This window comes from Hyunsoonleella aestuarii, assembly GCF_006148925.1.
GTDB lineage: Bacteria > Bacteroidota > Bacteroidia > Flavobacteriales > Flavobacteriaceae > Algibacter_D > Algibacter_D aestuarii.
In genome coordinates, this window is sequence record NZ_VAWB01000001.1 from 2050297 (window position 1) to 2068125 (window position 17829).

At 31.4% G+C, this 17829-nt stretch carries 13 protein-coding genes; 6 read left to right on the top strand and 7 right to left on the bottom strand.

What is annotated here, in order from left to right:
• Window positions 1-134 precede the first annotated feature (134 nt).
• A complete protein-coding gene (locus FEF17_RS09340; RefSeq protein WP_139002059.1) occupies window positions 135-1700 on the top strand; it encodes a helix-turn-helix domain-containing protein in 1566 nt (521 codons plus the stop codon).
• Window positions 1701-1981: 281 nt separating this feature from the next.
• On the opposite strand, the gene FEF17_RS09345 is transcribed toward FEF17_RS09340, so the two are convergent.
• The 6 genes from FEF17_RS09345 to FEF17_RS09370 all read right to left on the bottom strand — a co-directional run bounded on the left by FEF17_RS09345 (window position 1982) and on the right by FEF17_RS09370 (window position 10029).
• Entirely contained in the window at window positions 1982-2374 is a 393-nt protein-coding gene (locus FEF17_RS09345; RefSeq protein ID WP_139002060.1) for a hypothetical protein, read from the bottom strand.
• 52 nt (window positions 2375-2426) lie between these two features.
• The gene (locus FEF17_RS09350) at window positions 2427-3776 is read right to left on the bottom strand and encodes an ion transporter (protein WP_139002061.1); all 1350 of its coding nucleotides are present in this window, start codon (window positions 3774-3776) and stop codon (window positions 2427-2429) included.
• 4 nt (window positions 3777-3780) lie between these two features.
• Window positions 3781-6114: a phosphatase domain-containing putative toxin gene (locus FEF17_RS09355; RefSeq protein ID WP_139002062.1), complete on the bottom strand. Its 2334-nt coding sequence runs from the start codon at window positions 6112-6114 to the stop codon at window positions 3781-3783.
• A 114-nt stretch (window positions 6115-6228) separates the two neighbouring features.
• Complete coding sequence (locus tag FEF17_RS09360; protein ID WP_139002063.1) at window positions 6229-6561, bottom strand: STAS domain-containing protein; 333 nt, start codon at window positions 6559-6561, stop codon at window positions 6229-6231.
• 6 nt (window positions 6562-6567) lie between these two features.
• A complete protein-coding gene (locus FEF17_RS09365) occupies window positions 6568-9651 on the bottom strand; it encodes a SpoIIE family protein phosphatase (RefSeq protein WP_139002064.1) in 3084 nt (1027 codons plus the stop codon).
• 138 nt (window positions 9652-9789) lie between these two features.
• Complete coding sequence (locus tag FEF17_RS09370; RefSeq protein WP_139002065.1) at window positions 9790-10029, bottom strand: hypothetical protein; 240 nt, start codon at window positions 10027-10029, stop codon at window positions 9790-9792.
• 191 nt (window positions 10030-10220) lie between these two features.
• On the opposite strand from FEF17_RS09370, the gene FEF17_RS09375 reads away from it, so the two are divergent.
• The 4 genes from FEF17_RS09375 to FEF17_RS09390 are packed head-to-tail and all read left to right on the top strand — an operon-like array spanning window position 10221 to window position 15405.
• Complete coding sequence (locus tag FEF17_RS09375; protein ID WP_139002066.1) at window positions 10221-12176, top strand: peptidylprolyl isomerase; 1956 nt, start codon at window positions 10221-10223, stop codon at window positions 12174-12176.
• On the top strand, window positions 12176-13027 hold the full coding sequence (locus tag FEF17_RS09380) for a peptidyl-prolyl cis-trans isomerase (RefSeq protein ID WP_246046820.1): 852 nt from the start codon (window positions 12176-12178) through the stop codon (window positions 13025-13027). The genes FEF17_RS09375 and FEF17_RS09380 overlap by 1 nt, the downstream gene beginning before the upstream one ends.
• Complete coding sequence (locus FEF17_RS09385) at window positions 12990-14447, top strand: peptidylprolyl isomerase (RefSeq protein WP_139002067.1); 1458 nt, start codon at window positions 12990-12992, stop codon at window positions 14445-14447. Before FEF17_RS09380 ends, FEF17_RS09385 begins: the two co-directional genes overlap by 38 nt.
• Window positions 14448-14451: 4 nt before the next feature.
• The gene (locus FEF17_RS09390; protein WP_139002068.1) at window positions 14452-15405 is read left to right on the top strand and encodes an AAA family ATPase; all 954 of its coding nucleotides are present in this window, start codon (window positions 14452-14454) and stop codon (window positions 15403-15405) included.
• A gap of 113 nt (window positions 15406-15518) precedes the next feature.
• Here the strand turns inward: FEF17_RS09390 and FEF17_RS09395 are convergent, their stop codons facing one another.
• A complete protein-coding gene (locus FEF17_RS09395; RefSeq protein ID WP_139002069.1) occupies window positions 15519-16667 on the bottom strand; it encodes a hypothetical protein in 1149 nt (382 codons plus the stop codon).
• A 37-nt stretch (window positions 16668-16704) separates the two neighbouring features.
• On the opposite strand from FEF17_RS09395, the gene FEF17_RS09400 reads away from it, so the two are divergent.
• Window positions 16705-17829: an acyltransferase family protein gene (locus FEF17_RS09400; RefSeq protein ID WP_139002070.1), complete on the top strand. Its 1125-nt coding sequence runs from the start codon at window positions 16705-16707 to the stop codon at window positions 17827-17829.

The window sequence follows — 17829 nt, forward strand, 5'->3', positions numbered from 1 at the left end:
ATATTTAAATAATAGTTAAAGCATTTATTCTTATATTTATTTTCTTTTAGATAATATTTATAAAATTTTAAAAATTGTCTTTTACGACTATAAAAATTGTTATACTTATATTTTTTAGCACTCTTAATTTCAAATTGAGTGCTAGTGACATAGTATTAGAAAAATTTTATGGAACAAAAGTTCATTATAATTTTTCTGTGGATAAAGATGGTAACATTTTAATAGGTACAAGTCAAGGAACTTTTAAGATAATAGATAATAGCTTAATTAAGCTAAATGATAATGCGGGATATGTTAGATTTACGAAAGGTAAGTTAGAGGTGTCGAAAAATGGCAGTGTTGATAGACACTATAAATATCGTGACTTACTTCCGAATTCATATAGTAAATATTGGCAACAATCAATTGAAAAGGAAAACTATATTTATATAATTTGTAAAAACGCCCTTTTTATCTTTAAGAGACTACCCTTTTCTCTTCAAATGGAGGGGTACAGTATTAGATCCTTTTCTCCAAATAGTATAGCAACTTACAATGGTGTCTTTTGTTTTGGTGAAAAACTGAAAGTACCTACTTACAGCTCAGGTAAAATTTTAGAAATAGACTCTACATTTTATATTTGTTATGATGGCTTAGTTAAGTATTCAAGGGGTCAGAAACCAATCGTTTATTCCAATGAAGTTAGCGGTGAAACCAAAATAGGGGATAATACTATTGGTTTCTCTAGGGATATTAAAAAGTTAAATTCTGAAGGTTTTTTATTATCAACTACTAAAGGATTATATGTTTTGAATGATTCTTTAGAGGTAGCTGAAAAAATATTCAATAATGAAGACAACAATGCTCCGGTAATTATAGAAGTTTTTCAAAAGGGTTATACTAATAGAGTAACCTTTGCTCAGAAGAACAAAATTTACAGATATGGTTTTAGCTCGAAAGAATTAATACAATTAACAAGTTTTTCTGATATTATTGTTGATGGTATGGTAATTCCACATGAGGTAAATTCCGAATATTTTATCTTGACAAATCATTCACTTGTGATATATAATTATCTTAAGGATGAAAAAAAAGTGATAAGGGGCTTAAGTAATGCATATTCCCTATTGGTGCTTACTAATAATGATTTACTAATAAGCACCATAAATGGTCTTTACTATTTAAAATCTGGCACAAACAAATTTGTACACATATTTAATGGTGTTGAATTTAATAAAATGGCCCTATATAAAGAAGGAGATACGATTAAGTTAGGTAGTACAAATGGTATTATTAAGATAACAGAAAGTGGGTTGCAAAACGTTGTTGACAATGAAATAATTAGAGATCAAATCAACGTTAAAAAGAGTTTTATATATATAATACTTGGTTTATTGATTGTTTCTCTTGGTTTGTTAATAGTAAATTGGTATCGAAAGAAGAGAATCATTATTTCAGATGAAAAAAATATTACCAAACAAACTATTCTAAATTATATTGAAGAAAATTTAAGTAATGTAACTGTTGAATCGATTTCGGAACACTTTAAAATCAATAATAATGTTCTTTATAGTTTAGTTAAACCTAGTAAACCTGGTAAATTGATTACAGGTCTAAGATTGGAAAAAGCAAAAGAATTGAAAATTCAGGGAAGAAGTATAGAAGAAATTGCAAATTATACGGGATTTTCAGCAAGCTATTTAAAGAAGTTGAAATACTAAAAATTTTCCTTTGAAAACTATTTGATTTAAGTTTTATGAAATATTTGGTGAATGAAGTTAAAAAATAAATAACATTCTAAGTTTGATCCTGTTCTATAGGTTAGGTAGCATCTTTTGTTTAATTGGCTACAACGGTCTTGTGTATGGTTAGTTGCGTGTTTAAGCAACTAATTTAGTAAACAAAAACGAACGCGATAAAATTCCGAAGGAATTTTCCAGATAAGCACTCGCCAAAGCAATTAATTATACACGTTGTTGGCTGTAGTTTTTTTGCAACAATTTTAATTAATTTGAACTTTAACGGAACCCTCCGGAATTGTAAAATAGTATGCCCGAACATATTCTGGAAGAGAAATGACTTTATAAATCAAACCACCTTGGTCAAGAATATCTTTTAATTTTAATTTAACAGATACAGATTCATCTGTACAATAGTCTTGTTCCGCTTTAGTTGTAAATGAAAGACCTTGTCCGACACTATCAGCTCTAAAAGTATGCCCTTGTCCATTATATAAATCGATAACCATTTCTGGAGGATTTCTATTAGCGGTTATGGCTAACGATCCATCCTTGTTTTTTAAAATATGAGACTTTTTTGTATATCTGTAAAATACAGAATCTGGGCCTAAATTATCTTCCAACATTAACTGTTGAAGTATTTCTTTTTTATCCATTGTTAATTTTTAGCATGTTATTATTTCTGTTAATTTAATAAAAAACAAATTATCATAAGATAATATCATCCAGAATAAATTCTGAGCGCATTGAGCTTTGATTATTAGATATTAGTTTTAAAACTTTTCTAAACTCTGGATATTTTTCTTTTATTCTGACATAATCTTCTTTGTGTAAACAAAAAAGATCACAAAAAGAAAGAGTAACTATTGAAGCTGTTCTTTTTTCGTTTAGTATTAAAGACATTTCTCCAAAATAATCACCCATACTAAAGTCATTATAATTCTTCCCATTTTGAGATACTATTTTTAATTGGCCTTCTGCAATAAAAAATATCTCATTCCCTATCTCACCTTTTCTAATAACGAAACAATCCGGAGGGTAAGTTTGGTGTTTCAAAGACAATAATAATTCATTTTGTAGCGCTTGAGAGGAATCCTTGAATAATGGAATTTTTGCAAGAAAGTCTTTAGTCAGATAGTGCAGTATATCAAGTCGATAATGAATTGGGAGGTCTTTAAAAAAGTGCTTTTCCTCATGTCCCTTATATCTTGTCCATAAATATTCATAATACTCTCTAATCTTATGATTAAAATCATCTGGGACATTTCTATGAGATAAATACTGGTTAACAGCCTGAACTTTATCCTTATATTTTATTTCTGCTTCATTTATTTTAGTGAAAAGAGAAGCTAAATTTCCAATAATAAAAGCATATGAAGATGCTCCAAGCAAAGCCACACCTATTGTAATCACAATTTCAATATTACGAATTGGAGTAATGTCTCCAAAACCAACTGTAGTCATAGTAATAATTGTCCAGTACAAAGAATATATGTAAAGAGATATCGGGTCAGATCCCGTAAAATGACTTGTTGCTAACCACGAGTTATCAGGGTAATGGTCAAGTCTTATTGTTAAATACCAACCACATGCAATCCAATGGATAATAACAACCATGAACACGACAAATTGGATAATCCTTAAATAACTGCTGTAATTCCAAAGTGTTTTTCTCCAAGATTTAATAATTGCAATAATTTTCACAAGTCTAAACAATCTGAAAATAGGAAACATCAGCAAAAACGAAGATGCATCCGCACTAAAGGCATACAATATTGGGATGTTGGCTATTAGATCAAATGCAAAGTATGATAGAAGATATTTTTTGGCTATTTTATTTTTATTAGTTACCTCCTGTCCGTCGGCAGTGTAACTAGTAAAAAAATTCATGATGATATCTACTAAGAAGAAAGCATCAATGAGGTAAATTAAGAGTATAGTTCTTTCGCTGGCCTCGAAAAACACTGTATTAAGCGGTATTAAAATACAGCTTAGTGGAACAAGAAGTAGTAATAAGATATTCCAAATAAAACGAAATCTAGACTTTTCACTAATCATCAACCTAATTCATTGGGGTTTGCATTTTCTTATATTTATATACAAATAGTTCCTGACTTTCTGACTCAATGGCTCTTTTTGAACGTACTGATCGGACTTCGTCAATTGCGTCTTGAGCTGACATTCCTTGATGAATCAAATAACAGGCGGAAACAAGACCAGTTCTACCAAGTCCTCCTACACAATGTATCAGAATATTTGCTCCTTTCTCTAAGTTTTCATCTATCCAGTAGATAAGCTCATTTGTTTCCTCTAAGGAACTAACTCCTTGATCAATTATAGGAAATGTTTTAGTAATAAAACCAGCATTATCGTATTCTGTTATTAAATCCTCTACGCCGTATCTTATTAATTCTTCACTGGTTATTAAAGATATAACATGTGAAATACCTTTATCTTTAAGTGTTTGCACATCTTCTTCCATTAAACGACTATTATCTTTACGGCCAGGTAAGATTGTCAATCCAATTTTACCTTTTTTGGTATATTTTTCATTAATGTAATCTATCCTTAAAGGGCCTCTTGCTTTTATTTGTTTAGTTATCGCATCACCAGCCCAACCTGTAGCATAGAGCGCCCATAATTTCTGCCAATTATTTGATTCAAAAAAGGACAAGGTATGCCCAGAATAACGCATCTGCCCAATTAATAACTGTAATGGATTTCTATCATCACGTATTAGATCTGGATAAAAAGAACGAAGTATTTTTATCGTTTCGTAGGTTCTAATCATTTCAGGGTTCGTTATTTCATTAGAATCTAATTCTGGCAATGGACGCCTTAAGTCTTGAACTTTTAGAAGCAAGTGGGTTAACTTTATAGCTTGCCGTAAATCTTCTTCATTGTTTACTGGAGTATATATATATAACAAGTCATTCTCAAGTTTTATAAGGTCTTTAAGTACATGTCCTTGTCCGGTATGGAAAAAGTCTATTAGCCATATATTTTCATGAGCGTCAACTATTATGTTAGCTCCGTTCAAATCACCATGCACATAGGAGAAGTAACTTGAAAATGTGGCTTTTGGAATTAATTCCTCTAATTCATCTTTAAAGAAATAGTAAGGATTGGGAAATGAATCACCTGTAGGTAAAGTCAAATTAGCTTCGTCAGCTTTGCTACCAATAACCTTTTCAATTTTTACCTTCATTCTTGGTGCATAATCTGGTTTAAACAAATAATGACCAAGCAAATTTTGAGCTTCCAGTTCAGCGGCAAAATAAAAGCGACCAAGTTGTTCTTTAAATATTGAAGTTAAAAATGCTTTAGTTTTTTCATGAGATAAACCAGAGCAATACATTTTCTGAAATGTATTTGAAAATCCATCACCCATAGCAGCATATCTATACTTTAATGCTCCTCTACCATTTAAATCAGCAAAATCGCTAATTCTTGGGGCACTGTTGCCTAAAACATTTTCTACTTTTTCGAAAGACGATCTTTCCTTTCCCATTTCGCTCTGTTCTCCAATTTTTAGAACATGGGGGGTTTGTTTATGGCCATGTATATCTACACTTTCAACTGATAATACAATGTTCCCAGAGTATCCACCAGTTAATGTTTTAAGATATATTGATTTACAGTCTCTGAAGAGATATCTAATCAGTTTAAGATCTGTATCTTCAATTTCCTCCAAAGAAATATTATCCATTTCTATAAATGGCATGTCAACCAATTTGGGCATTGGTAATGGAATTTCAATTTTAGTGTCACTTAAAAAATTAGTAAACTCTCCAATTGAAGAAAAAATCCGAACACCTAAAAGACGTTCCAGTTGACTTAATGCCATATAATGCTGAGACCTGGAAGAACCTGCTGTTAAAGCAGAACAAATTGCAATCTCAAAATTAGGATAACGTGTTGTTATATCATAAGCTAGGTAAGAGATTTTTGCCTCAGTCCATACCCCCATTAGTCCAACTCTTAATGTTTCGTTTTTGTATCCCTCTAAAATCTCGGTAAATTCTGGATTGAGAAAATCATTTAAGCTATTTGAATCAATTACGGTAGTAATGCGAGGGTAATTATCAAGACTAAAAGCAAATTTCGCACCTTCTGAAAAAGCAATGCAATGGTCTCCAAACTTTTCGAGATGCTTGATTTGTGTGGGATCTTTTTTGTTATACCAAGATCTAATATGAATAATCTCCATATCATCTTCCGATTGGGAATAAGCCCATTTCATAGTATTTGTAATGGGCCCTTCTGATGGCTTTAATCCCATTAATCTGATTGACTCGTCATAACCAACATGCAATAAATTAGGCAATGGATCATACTTCCCTATTGGCTTTACAAAATCATTTTGTAGACATTGAGTTATTAGTATCGACTTCATATAATTATAATATTTGTTGCCTCGACAGGCTTTGCCTTTAGTTTAGCAAATAGGTTTTATGTTCTTTTTACAACAATGGGCAAATATCAAAAGGTGTTTCCGCCCGTTATCGAATTAAAAACTTGCTTTTGCTTCTTCAAGTGTTTTAAATACATTAAAAATCATGGTAAAACCAGAAATTTCAAATACTTCATTTACAGTTTCGTTCAACCCACTTATTCGCATCTCTCCTCCAATAGGTTTTAATTTTTTAGAAGTTGATAATAAAATTCTTAGGCCAGAACTACTTATATAATCTAAATTTGAAAGATCAATTAATAATTTAGTACGCCCCTCTTCAATCAATTTATTCATTTCATTTTCTGCACCTTTTGAAGTATTTGTGTCTAAACTTCCAGTTAATGATAATATTGAAATATCACCCTCTTTTGTAATTGTTATATTCATAATTATTTATTTAAGTTTTTTATACAATGTTGTTAAGTTCTTTTTAATATATCTTTTGTAACTCACATTATCCATTAATTTTTTAACCATATGGACTCCAAGACCACCGATCTCTCTATCCTCAATACTTGCATCCGTTTCTGGGGAAGCCAAGTTAAGTGGATTGAATGCAATTGCATCATCTTCAATAGAGACCACTAAATGATCTTCGGTAATATTTATGATTATTTTTATTTTATGTTCTTTTTTGTCATTATAACCATAAGAAACAATGTTATTTATGATTTCATCAAATGCGATATTAAATTTTCTATAAACGGCACTAGGAACTCCGTTTTGTTCACAAAACTCATTAAATAATTCATTTACAAAATCAATTTCAGACATCTGATTTTTTATAGTAAGTGTTTTAGAAAAAATGATTTCATTAAGTATGGGTTCGAGATATTCAAATCCTAAAATCGTAATATCATCTGCTTGTTCGGCTTCTCCCTGGAATTTAATTACAGAATTATAAAGGCCTTTTAAGTTCTCTTCAAGAGTATTTTTATTCCATTTTTTTATATTTTTAATTATTCTATCATTAGAGTATAACTCATTTTTGATGTTCATTGCCTCATTCACTCCATCTGTAAATAGGATTAATTTATCATTTGCAAGCATTTTCAATCTGTCCTCTTTGTAAACAAAATCTTCTACCGCACCTACTACCGGACCATGTAAGGTATCTAGTGTTTCAATTTCCCCGTTTACCCTTTTTAGATATGGAGGATTATGCCCGGCATTAGTATATTTTAACTCACCCGTAGATAAGTCAATAATACATAAAAAGAGGGTGACGAACATCGAGGTTTTATTATCTCTACTTAACTCATCATTGACAAAAGTTACAATGCTTGAAGGCGAATTATCCTCGTTAGCTCTAGATTTAATAAGTGTTTTACAAACCGCCATAAATAATGCAGAAGGCACACCTTTTCCAGAAACATCTGCTATAGAAAATAAAAACTTATTTTTTTCAATAAAATAAAAATCATAAAAATCACCTCCTACTTCTCTTGCAGATTCAAGCATTGCAAAAATATTAAACTCGGAGTGATCTGGAAATGCCGGGAAAATAAGAGGGAGCATACTCAATTGAATTTCCTTTCCAACATTTAACTCATCCTCCATTCTTTGGCTAGCCTCTGCAAGGAGCCTTTCCATTTCCTTTCTTTCTGTAATATCTTTAACAAAAGCAGTAAAAAACATTTCATCACCATATTGTTGTTTTGAAATACTGGCCTCTATTGGAAATATTTCGCCATTTTTTTTCATACCGGTCACATCCGGCCTCTCATCCATTCTTTTTGATGAAACTGAAGATGATTTAAACTCATCTATATGTTTGTGATGATCTGCCTTTGCTTTCGGAGGTAGAATTTGTAGAAGTGATTGACCAATTATTTCATTAACCTCGTATCCAAATAATCGGCATGCAGCGGGATTAAATTGTGTTATTATTTGGTTGGCATCAATGGTGATTATAGCATCATTCGCATTCTCAATTATCGATTTGATTTTATTATGAGATTCTTCGACCTCTTTTGTTCTATCTTTTACCTTATTTTCTAGCGAAGCATTTGTGTCTTCTAACTCATCCATCATTTGTTTAATGGATTTACTCATAACATCAAAACTATTTGCTAAAACACCAATCTCATCTTTTCTTACTAATCCTGTTTCAATGCTTAAATTTCCATCCGCCATTTCTTTAGAAATTTTTGTCAGCTTTACAATTGGTTTGGTTAATTTTCTAGAGAAATAAACAGCAAGAACAAAAATCATAATTAATATAATAATGGTCCAATAAAACATTTGAATAAAAGAGTCATTTAGTTCCAAAAAAGCTTCATCTTTATCTATTTCACTCATTATTACCCAATCTACATCCTTTATTTTTAAGGGTCTATAAGAAGAAAGAACCTGAACGCCTCTATAATCATTAAACATGTTAGTTCCAGTTTTTCCATTTATAGCATTTTTAACACCTACCGTTGACACCTTTTGTAAGCCAATAGAATTGTTAAATTTTATTATCTGTTTGATAGTATCATTGGAAATGCCAATATTTTGCAACATCTCCTCATAATTAACCTTGTCTTCAATTAAAAACCTGGATTGGTTGCGCATCAGTAAATCCTTACCAACTATGTATGTTTCTCCTGTTCTTCCTAAACCAACTTTACTCCATTGTTGGTTATCTGTCATAATATTATTAATGCGATCAATAGAAAGTTGAAAGGCTAAAACACCTACTTTTTTCTCCCCATCATAAATTGCAGTTGCAATAAAGGAGGCCTGCTCGTTATAGGATGGTGGATACATGTCAAAATCAACTATATTAGTATATCCTTTTTGATCCGATTCAAGTACATTCTGAACTAAACGAGCTAAATGTGTTTTCTTAAAAGCACCATCATTAATTGATGTTGCAAAATCAATTTCTTTATGAACAGTGTATACAATATGACCGGTTGTATCTATTAGAAATAAGTCATAAAATCCAATTTTATCAAGATAACTTTTAAATACAGGATGATACTTTGAATGAATAGCTGAATACGAACTATTATCATTACTTTTCAGTAATAACTGTTTTTCTCCTGTTGGATATGCATTATTTGATATATATAAATATTGTAAATATTGAGTCTGCTTTTCAATAGGAAAATATTCTGCTAAAGAAGGTGTTGTTATAGAGTTCGAATCTAAATGTGATAAAAACTCATTTTTATAATGGGCTTTTAATGAAGAATCTATATCGGCTTCTTCTAGATTTTTAATTTCTATCTTAAAGAAAGAGTTCTGAAAGTCATTTATCGCATCAATTACCATTAAATTTTCTGAATAACTTTGTACTTCATTTCTAGTCTGTTCGAAATAAGCTTCAACCTGATTTGCTTTTAATTCTCTTATCGCTGTAAGATTATTAAACGCTTCATTTTCCATTGTTTTTTTACCAGTAGCTATTCCTACAAAACCAATTGTACAAACAGAAACAACGGCAATAAAAACAAAGGCCATTATTATTTTAGTTCTTAATTTCATATTTTTTTAAAAATTACTGCCAACTAGGAAATAAACGCAATTGTGTTTATTTGCAATACCTCAATAAATATACTTAATGTTTTTACAAATAGAGCACCTTAAATATTTTTAAAAAATAAACTTGGTGATAACAATAAGTTAAGGCGTGAGGTAAACCTGCCCTCGATGCGGTCTTAAAGCATCTCGAATAGGTTTCATCTGGTCTTCATCAACAACTAGGTAAGCAATGCTATGCATATCGTTTATATGGTCTACTCCAGTAATTGAAATATTTAGGTTTTCAATGGTTATGTATTCTTTTAAATGAATTAAATGATGGTCTGCAGTAAGAGCTCCATGGGGGCCACGAAAATCCCAAATTAACTTTAATTGGCGCATATAAGGGTTTTAGTTTAGGTCAAATATAAGTTATTTTAAACACTAAGAATGGGTTAAAAAATAGGTTGGATTCCACGCGTTTTATAACTTAATTTTAGAATAATATTTGGATGTTTTAATCGTTTGTTAAACAACTTGTATTATAGGTTTATATTAGTATTTTTGTGATTCTTATAAATAAAAATAAGCAAATGAAGTTAAAGTATATTTTAGTTTTTGTATTCGTAATATTTCAGGTTAAAAATTATGGACAAACAAGTAATGAAGATATTCTTTTTAGTGTAGCGGAGGAACCCGTGTACGTTTCAGAATTTTTAAGAGTTTACAATAAGAATTTAGATTTAGTCCAAGACGAGTCGCAAAAAGATGTAGATGAATATTTAACGCTCTACACAAACTACAAATTAAAATTAAAAGAAGCTAAGGCATTAGGTTTTCATGAGAAACCAAGTTACCAAAGGGAGTTAGGTAATTATAGAAAGCAGTTGGCTAAGAGTTATATTTCAGATTCCAAGGTTACAGAGGCTTTGGTTGAAGAAGCTTATGAGCGTATTTCAAATGACGTTAAAGCCAACCATATTTTGGTAAGAGTCGATGAGAGCGCTACGCCAGCAGATACATTAGCAGCTTATAATCAAGTACTAAAATTAAGAGAAAGAGCGCTTAGTGAAGGTTTTGAAAAAGTTAGGAAAGAAGTCCATAACGGAAAGACCATTTATGGTGAAGAGCTTGGGTACTTTACCGGTTTTAAGATGGTTTATAAATTTGAGAATGTAGCCTATAATACGCCAGTAGGTGAAATTTCCCAACCGTTTAGAACCAGATTTGGTTATCATTTTATTAAGGTTTTCGATAAACGTAAAGCACGTGGTGAACGTACTGTAGCACACATTATGCTGACTTTACAAAACAAAGACTCTTTAAGCGGAAATCCCGAAGAAAGAATTCAAGAAATTTATAAAAAAATCCAGCAAGGTGAGGATTTTGAAGCTTTAGCAAAACAGTTTTCCGAAGATAAAAATTCAGCACCAAGAGGAGGAAAACTAAAACCGTTTTCTGGCGGACAACTTAGTGTCCCTATTTTCGAAGAAGTAGCTTTTGGGTTGGATTCCATTGGTGTAGTTTCAACACCTTTTAAATCGAAGTTTGGTTGGCACATTGTAAAGTTATATGGAAAAAAACCAGTGGCACCGTTTCAAGAAATCAAACCAGAACTTGAGGTTAAAGTAAAACGTGACGACCGCTCTAAAATTATTGATGAAGCGCTTCATTCAAAACTAAAAAAACGTTACAATATAAGTAATGAGCAACCAGCTCTTGATTATTTTACATCCATTCTTAACAATGATTTCTTTGCAAGAAAATGGGTGCTTCCAGAAGATTTTTCTGGAGATAAGCCTTTGGTTAAAATTGGAAAGAAGCAATTAAATTACATCGATTTTGGTGATTATTTGGTGAAAAACCAGCGTCATAATAGAAGCAGAACAACACTTAGGAAGATTGCTGAAAGCAATTATGAAACCTTCTTGAATACCAACTTGGTTAAGTACCAAGAAGACAATTTGGAGTATGAAAATGAAGAATTCGCCGATATTGTTGGAGAGTACCGAGACGGTTTGTTATTGTTTGATCTTATGGAAACTTCAATATGGAATGCTGCAAAAACAGACTCTATTGAGGTTAAAGATTTCTATGAAGCGAATAAGAATAAATATTTTATTCCTGAGCGTATTAATGCCGTAGTTGCCTCGTCAAATAAGCAGAAAACACTAAAAAAAGTGTCGAAACTATTAGAGGAAGGTATGGATCTCGATAAAATTAAAAACCTAGTTAATAGTAATAATAAAGTTGACGTTATTTTTACCTCAGGTATTATGGCGGCGAATCATCAAGCACTTCCTGAGGATTTCGTTTTTGCTCAAGGAATTTCTAAAATACAAAGTCACAATACAGGTTATGTGGTTGTGCAGGTAAAAGAAATTCTTCCAAAGGATATGCAATCTTTTGAAGATGCTAAGGGTACAGTGATTTCAGATTATCAAACCCACAAAGAAGAGAAGTGGTTGAATACATTACGAGACAAGTATTCTGTAATTATTAATGAAGCCGCTTTACAAACTGTTAAGGAACAAATTAAAAATCAATAGTGCGTAGCTCTGTAATTCTTATTATATATTTTTTTGTGCTTTCGTCTTGTTCTTTTTTCAAGAAGACAGAAGATGGCGTGCCTGTAGCTAGAGTTAATGATTCTTACTTATATCTTGAGGATATTAGTGATTTAGTGTCGGCAGAAACCTCTAAAGAAGATAGTACGCTTTTAGTTCAAAATTTTATTAATCGGTGGGCTACGCAACAGTTATTGGTGGATGGTGCTAAACTTAATTTAAGTGACAATAAACTTGAGACGTTTAATAAACTTGTCAATCAATATAAAAACGATTTATATACTAAAGCCTATTTAGAGGCTTTGGTAAAACGAAGCATTGACACCGCAGTTAACAAAGAAGAGGCTGCAGTATATTACGAAGAAAATAAAGAGGCATTTAAGTTAAACGAAGAACTCATTAAGTTTAGATATGTTTATTTGGAGAATAATATGCTTAATCTTCGTAAGATTGAAGAACAATTTAAGCGCTTTAATACAAAAGACAGAAGGGAACTCGATTCTATAGCTATTCAGTTTAAATCCTACTCTTTAAACGATTCAATTTGGGTCAAAGTGAATCAAGTCCTGAAGAAAATACCAGTGCTTCAATCTGAAAATAAAAATGAACTGTTAAAAAAATCTAATTTTATACAACTCAAAGACTCATTAGGAGTATATTTGATGCAAATTAATGATGTCTTATTACGAAGTGAAACTGCTCCTTTAGAGTATGTAAAACCTACTATAGATCAAATAGTAATTAACCAAAGGAAGTTAGAACTGATAAGACAATTAGAAAAAGATATTACAAAAGATGCCATTAAAAACAAGCAATTTGAAATTTTTAAATAATCATAAAATTATAGGTCTAATATGTACTACTTTTTTTGTTTGGAATATTACTTCTGCACAAGAAATAATTGAAGATGAAAAGCCTGTTGAAGAGGTAGTAAAAGAAAAGGATACGGTAAATGGTTTTAAAGCCATTAAAGTTGATGGTGTTGCCGCTGTTGTTGGAGACTACATTATCTTAGATTCTGATGTAGATAAAGCATATTTACAATTAGAAGCACAAGGTGTAAATACTAAAGACATAGAGCGTTGCCAGTTGTTTGGAAAGCTATTAGAGGATAAACTTTATGCACATCATGCGATTCAGGATAGTTTAACGGTTTCTGATGCTGAAATTAGAAGGAATGTAGATTATCAAATAGAACAGTTTTTACAGCAGGTAAATGGTGATATGCAAAAGCTTTTAGATTTTTACAAAAAAGATGATGAGCAAAGTTTTAGAGATGAAATGTTCGAAATTAACAAAGCAAATCAGTTAGCTCAAAGAATGCAGTCTAACATTGTGGAAGAGATAGAGGTTACTCCAGAGGAAGTAAGAACGTTTTTTAATAACATTCCTACAGACGAGCGTCCAACATTTGGTACCGAATTAAAAGTAGCTCAAATTGTGGCAGAACCAAAAGTATCTGAAGAGGAAAAACAAAAGGTGATTGATAGACTAAAGCAGTTTAAAGCTGATATATTAGAGAATGGAGCAAGTTTTAGATCGAAAGCTGTATTGTATTCAGATGATCCTGGATCTGCAAGTAAAGGTGGAAAATATACATTGAATAAAAAGCAACCTCGAATGGTTAAGGAGTTCAGACAAGTGGCATTTTCGCTTCAAGAAGGTGAAATATCTGAGCCGTTTGAAACCGATTTTGGTTTTCATATTATTCAATTAGAAAAAATTCGAGGACAGGAATATGATGTAGCTCACATTCTTTTAATACCAGAAGTATCTAATTCTGCTGTACAAGAAGCTAAAGAAAGACTTGAAAAGGTTAGAGAGCGTATCGTTAATGGAGATATTTCTTTTGCAGATGCGGCTAGGGAAGCTAGTGATGAAAAGGAAACAAGAAATGATGGTGGGCAACTTATTAACCCAGCAACACAGGATTATAATTTTGAGCTTACTAGAATGGATCCTGAGCTATATTCTCAAATTCAAAATCTAAAAGATGAAGAAGTCAGTTTGGTTTTAAAAGAACAAGACAGACAAGGAAATCTTAGTTTTAAAATATTGAGGGTTACAGATAGAATTGATGAGCATGAAGCAGATTATGCACGCGACTTTTTAAAGATTAAGGATTTAACACTTAATGATAAACGTGTAAAGGCAATTGAAAAGTGGCAAGCCGAAAAAATCATGGATACTTACATAAAAATTGGCGGTGAGAATAGAGATTGTGAATTTTCAAGTAACTGGTTAAAAAAGTAAGTCTATGTCTGATGTTGCTGCAATTGAAAGATTTGTAAATAAGTATAAAGAATTAAAGACAGAAATAGCTAAAGTCATCGTTGGACAAGATGACGTAGTAAACCAAATTTTAATTTCTGTTTTTTCAGGTGGACATTCTCTACTTATAGGTGTTCCTGGATTGGCAAAAACTTTAATGGTTAATACCATAGCACAAGCTTTAGGACTAAACTTTAAGCGTATTCAATTTACACCAGATTTAATGCCTAGTGATATTCTTGGTAGTGAAATATTAGATGAAGACAGGCATTTTAAGTTTATAAAGGGACCTATTTTTGCTAATATAATTTTAGCTGACGAGATTAACAGAACACCACCTAAAACACAAGCAGCTTTATTAGAAGCTATGCAGGAACGTGCGGTTACTGTGGCAGGACATCATTATAAGTTAGATTTGCCCTATTTTGTATTGGCTACTCAAAACCCAATTGAACAAGAAGGAACTTATCCTTTGCCCGAAGCACAGTTAGACCGTTTTATGTTTGCAATTAATTTAGGTTATCCTTCATTTAGTGAGGAAGTTGAAGTTGTTAAAGCAACAACCACTGATACACAGGCTAAAGTGAATGCATTGTTTGAAGCCCAAGAAATTATCGATTTTCAACATCTTATCCGTCGTATTCCAGTTGCAGATAATGTTATAGAATATGCTGTTTCTATAGTTGGTAAAACAAGACCGGATAGTGAAGCAGCTGTAGACTTGGTTAAAAATTATATTGATTGGGGCGCGGGCCCTAGAGCTTCACAAAACCTTATTTTAGCGGCAAAAACTCATGCTGCCATTCATGGTAAATTTTCACCAGATATTGAAAATGTGCAAGCAGTAGCACACAGTATTTTAAGACACCGAATAATTAAAAACTACAAAGCGGAAGCTGAAGGAATTACTGAGGAGGCAATCATTAAAAGTTTATTCTAATAACGTTCCAAAAATAAATTTTGAATTGTCACGAGCGGTTTTAATATTTATTCTTAATTAATTCTGCCAATAGTTCATGTAAGTTTAGCCTTTTGGCAGGTTGAAATTCCAAATTAACGTTCATCGTAAAATTCGCTAATTTTCATTTCCATTTCTTCGTCATGAAAAAAGAGAAACATACTTGCCATCATGTCTTGAAGTTCGTCGGTTGTATTATTCGTCAATAAGGTGATTTCATATTTATGATTGGGATACATTAAAGTGCCATCTTTACTTGAAAAAGTGGGCGTTTTTGTAAGGCCTATTTTTCCTTTATGATTCGTTACATCACATTTATAAATTATAGTATTCGATGTTATGTCTTTTAAAACAAACTGTTCTGCAAAGGGATGTAAATGAGGTGTGATTTGATGTAAACGCATGGTGTCTTTTAAAGCTAGTTGTTGGGTAGCATCAAACGAAAAAGATTGCTTTCCTTTAAATAGTTTCCAATGACCCGAAAGAGCTCGCCCATCTTTATCAAAATAGGTATGGTTTTTAGTTTCAACTGGAATACAAGATTTCCCTAAATCTTTTCCTTCAATACTATATGGATCATTTTCGTCAAAGGGTAACATCATATATACCGTTTTTGGAAGTAGCGGTTTTATAGTTTTTTCCTTTTTGTATTTAATGGAAATATCATGTTTTACAAGAAAAATGGAATCTTTTACATTATGATTAAGTACTTGCGTAATGACAAAAAATCGTTCATCACTAAAAAAAGGAAAACCATAACCTTCTGGGAAATCAACCGATTCTACGCCATGAGATAGTGAAATAACTCTGGGGTATTGACTATTTATTCTGTCTAATAAGTTCCAACGCACATGATGTTCTTGTTCTATATAATCAACATTCATATGACAGACAAAATCATTTGAGCGTTGTTGATTTGTTTTACCATCTTTAGCTTCAACTTTAAATCCTGTCATCCATAAAAGATCTTGTTTAGATTGGTCTAAATAAAAGGAATTAAAGGCTTTTGGACCTTCCATAGATTTATAAATACCGTCAACAGGCAGGTCTGGAGATTCGAATTTTAAAAGCTCATTAGTTTTAGTTTTTTGCCAATCGGAATCAATGATTTTTAAAAAATGAAGCGTTCGAGTTTTTACAATTGCTTTATGTCTGTTAGATAAATTAAAATAGTATATTAGACCAATACTAGCAATTAATACTAGAAAAAGGATTGAGATTTTGTGCCACTTTTTTAAAGTCACCTAGGTCTTATTTATAATCAAAATTACTAATATTTTAATGCAACCACCAACGTTTTCTAGATTATTAGGTTTAGACTGTTTAAGAGCTTTGGCTATTAGTTTGGTGCTTGTATCTCATATTACTTTTTTACTTTTCCCAGATAGCACTTCAACGCTTATTGATGGATTTAGAATTTTAGGAGCCATAGGAGTAGATTTGTTTTTTGTTTTAAGTGGTTATTTAATTGGTGGTATTTTACTTAAAATTATAAATACCGATGATTTGAAATGGTCAGCTTTATTTAAGTTTTGGAAAAGACGTTGGTTGCGGACGCTGCCTAATTATTTTCTAGTTTTATGTCTTAATATAATTGTGGCTTTTCTGGTTGGTATATTGATACCAAAAGAATTATTTCAATACAGTTTATTTATTCAAAATTTTTCTTGGGGACACCCTGATTTTTTCACAGAAGCATGGAGTTTGTCAATAGAAGAATATGCCTATTTGCTGTTGCCTTTTTTAATTTTTTTCTTGATAATTTCATTTAAGAATAAAAACAAACCTTTTCTGTTTCTACTAAGCACAGTTATAGTAATTATGGTATTAACAGGGCTTAAACTTAGTTATAATTTTAATGCGTCCGTAGAGAATTATCACGATTGGAGTTTATCATTTAGAAAGGTTGTAATTTATAGAATGGATAGCATATACTATGGGTTTATTGCGGTCTTCTTTATGAAAAAATTCCCAACATATTTTGAATATAATAAAAATATATTCTTGATTGCGGGATTAGTTGTATTTGCCGTGCTTCATGTAATAATTTATGTTTTTAACCTCTTACCTCAATCTCATTTGTGGTTCTATGTATTGGTGTATTTGCAAATGGTTGCCTTTAGTTTAATGCTATTGTTTCCTTATTTTTTACATTTAAGGCGAACCATTTTTGGTAAAAAGATTGTTGAGTTTATAAGCACAAGGTCTTATGCCATATATTTAGTGAATTATTCATTGGTACTTTTAAATATAGAGTTGTTGGTGAACTTAAAGGTTTTGGGGCCAATCGAAAAAACACTAATAGTATTGTTATTTTTATTTGTTACAACTGTGGTTTCTAATGTTATATATCTTTATTTCGAAAGGCCTATTTTGAAACTTAGAGATAGAAGATTTCCAAGATAA

Coding starts and splice junctions, on each gene's coding strand:
- FEF17_RS09345 (WP_139002060.1), bottom strand. CDS start 2,374: ATGGATAAAAAAGAAATACTTCAACAGTTAATGTTGGAAGATAATTTA.
- FEF17_RS09350 (WP_139002061.1), bottom strand. CDS start 3,776: ATGATTAGTGAAAAGTCTAGATTTCGTTTTATTTGGAATATCTTATTA.
- FEF17_RS09355 (WP_139002062.1), bottom strand. CDS start 6,114: ATGAAGTCGATACTAATAACTCAATGTCTACAAAATGATTTTGTAAAG.
- FEF17_RS09360 (WP_139002063.1), bottom strand. CDS start 6,561: ATGAATATAACAATTACAAAAGAGGGTGATATTTCAATATTATCATTA.
- FEF17_RS09365 (WP_139002064.1), bottom strand. CDS start 9,651: ATGAAATTAAGAACTAAAATAATAATGGCCTTTGTTTTTATTGCCGTT.
- FEF17_RS09370 (WP_139002065.1), bottom strand. CDS start 10,029: ATGCGCCAATTAAAGTTAATTTGGGATTTTCGTGGCCCCCATGGAGCT.
- FEF17_RS09375 (WP_139002066.1), top strand. CDS start 10,221: ATGAAGTTAAAGTATATTTTAGTTTTTGTATTCGTAATATTTCAGGTT.
- FEF17_RS09385 (WP_139002067.1), top strand. CDS start 12,990: ATGCCATTAAAAACAAGCAATTTGAAATTTTTAAATAATCATAAAATT.
- FEF17_RS09390 (WP_139002068.1), top strand. CDS start 14,452: ATGTCTGATGTTGCTGCAATTGAAAGATTTGTAAATAAGTATAAAGAA.
- FEF17_RS09400 (WP_139002070.1), top strand. CDS start 16,705: ATGCAACCACCAACGTTTTCTAGATTATTAGGTTTAGACTGTTTAAGA.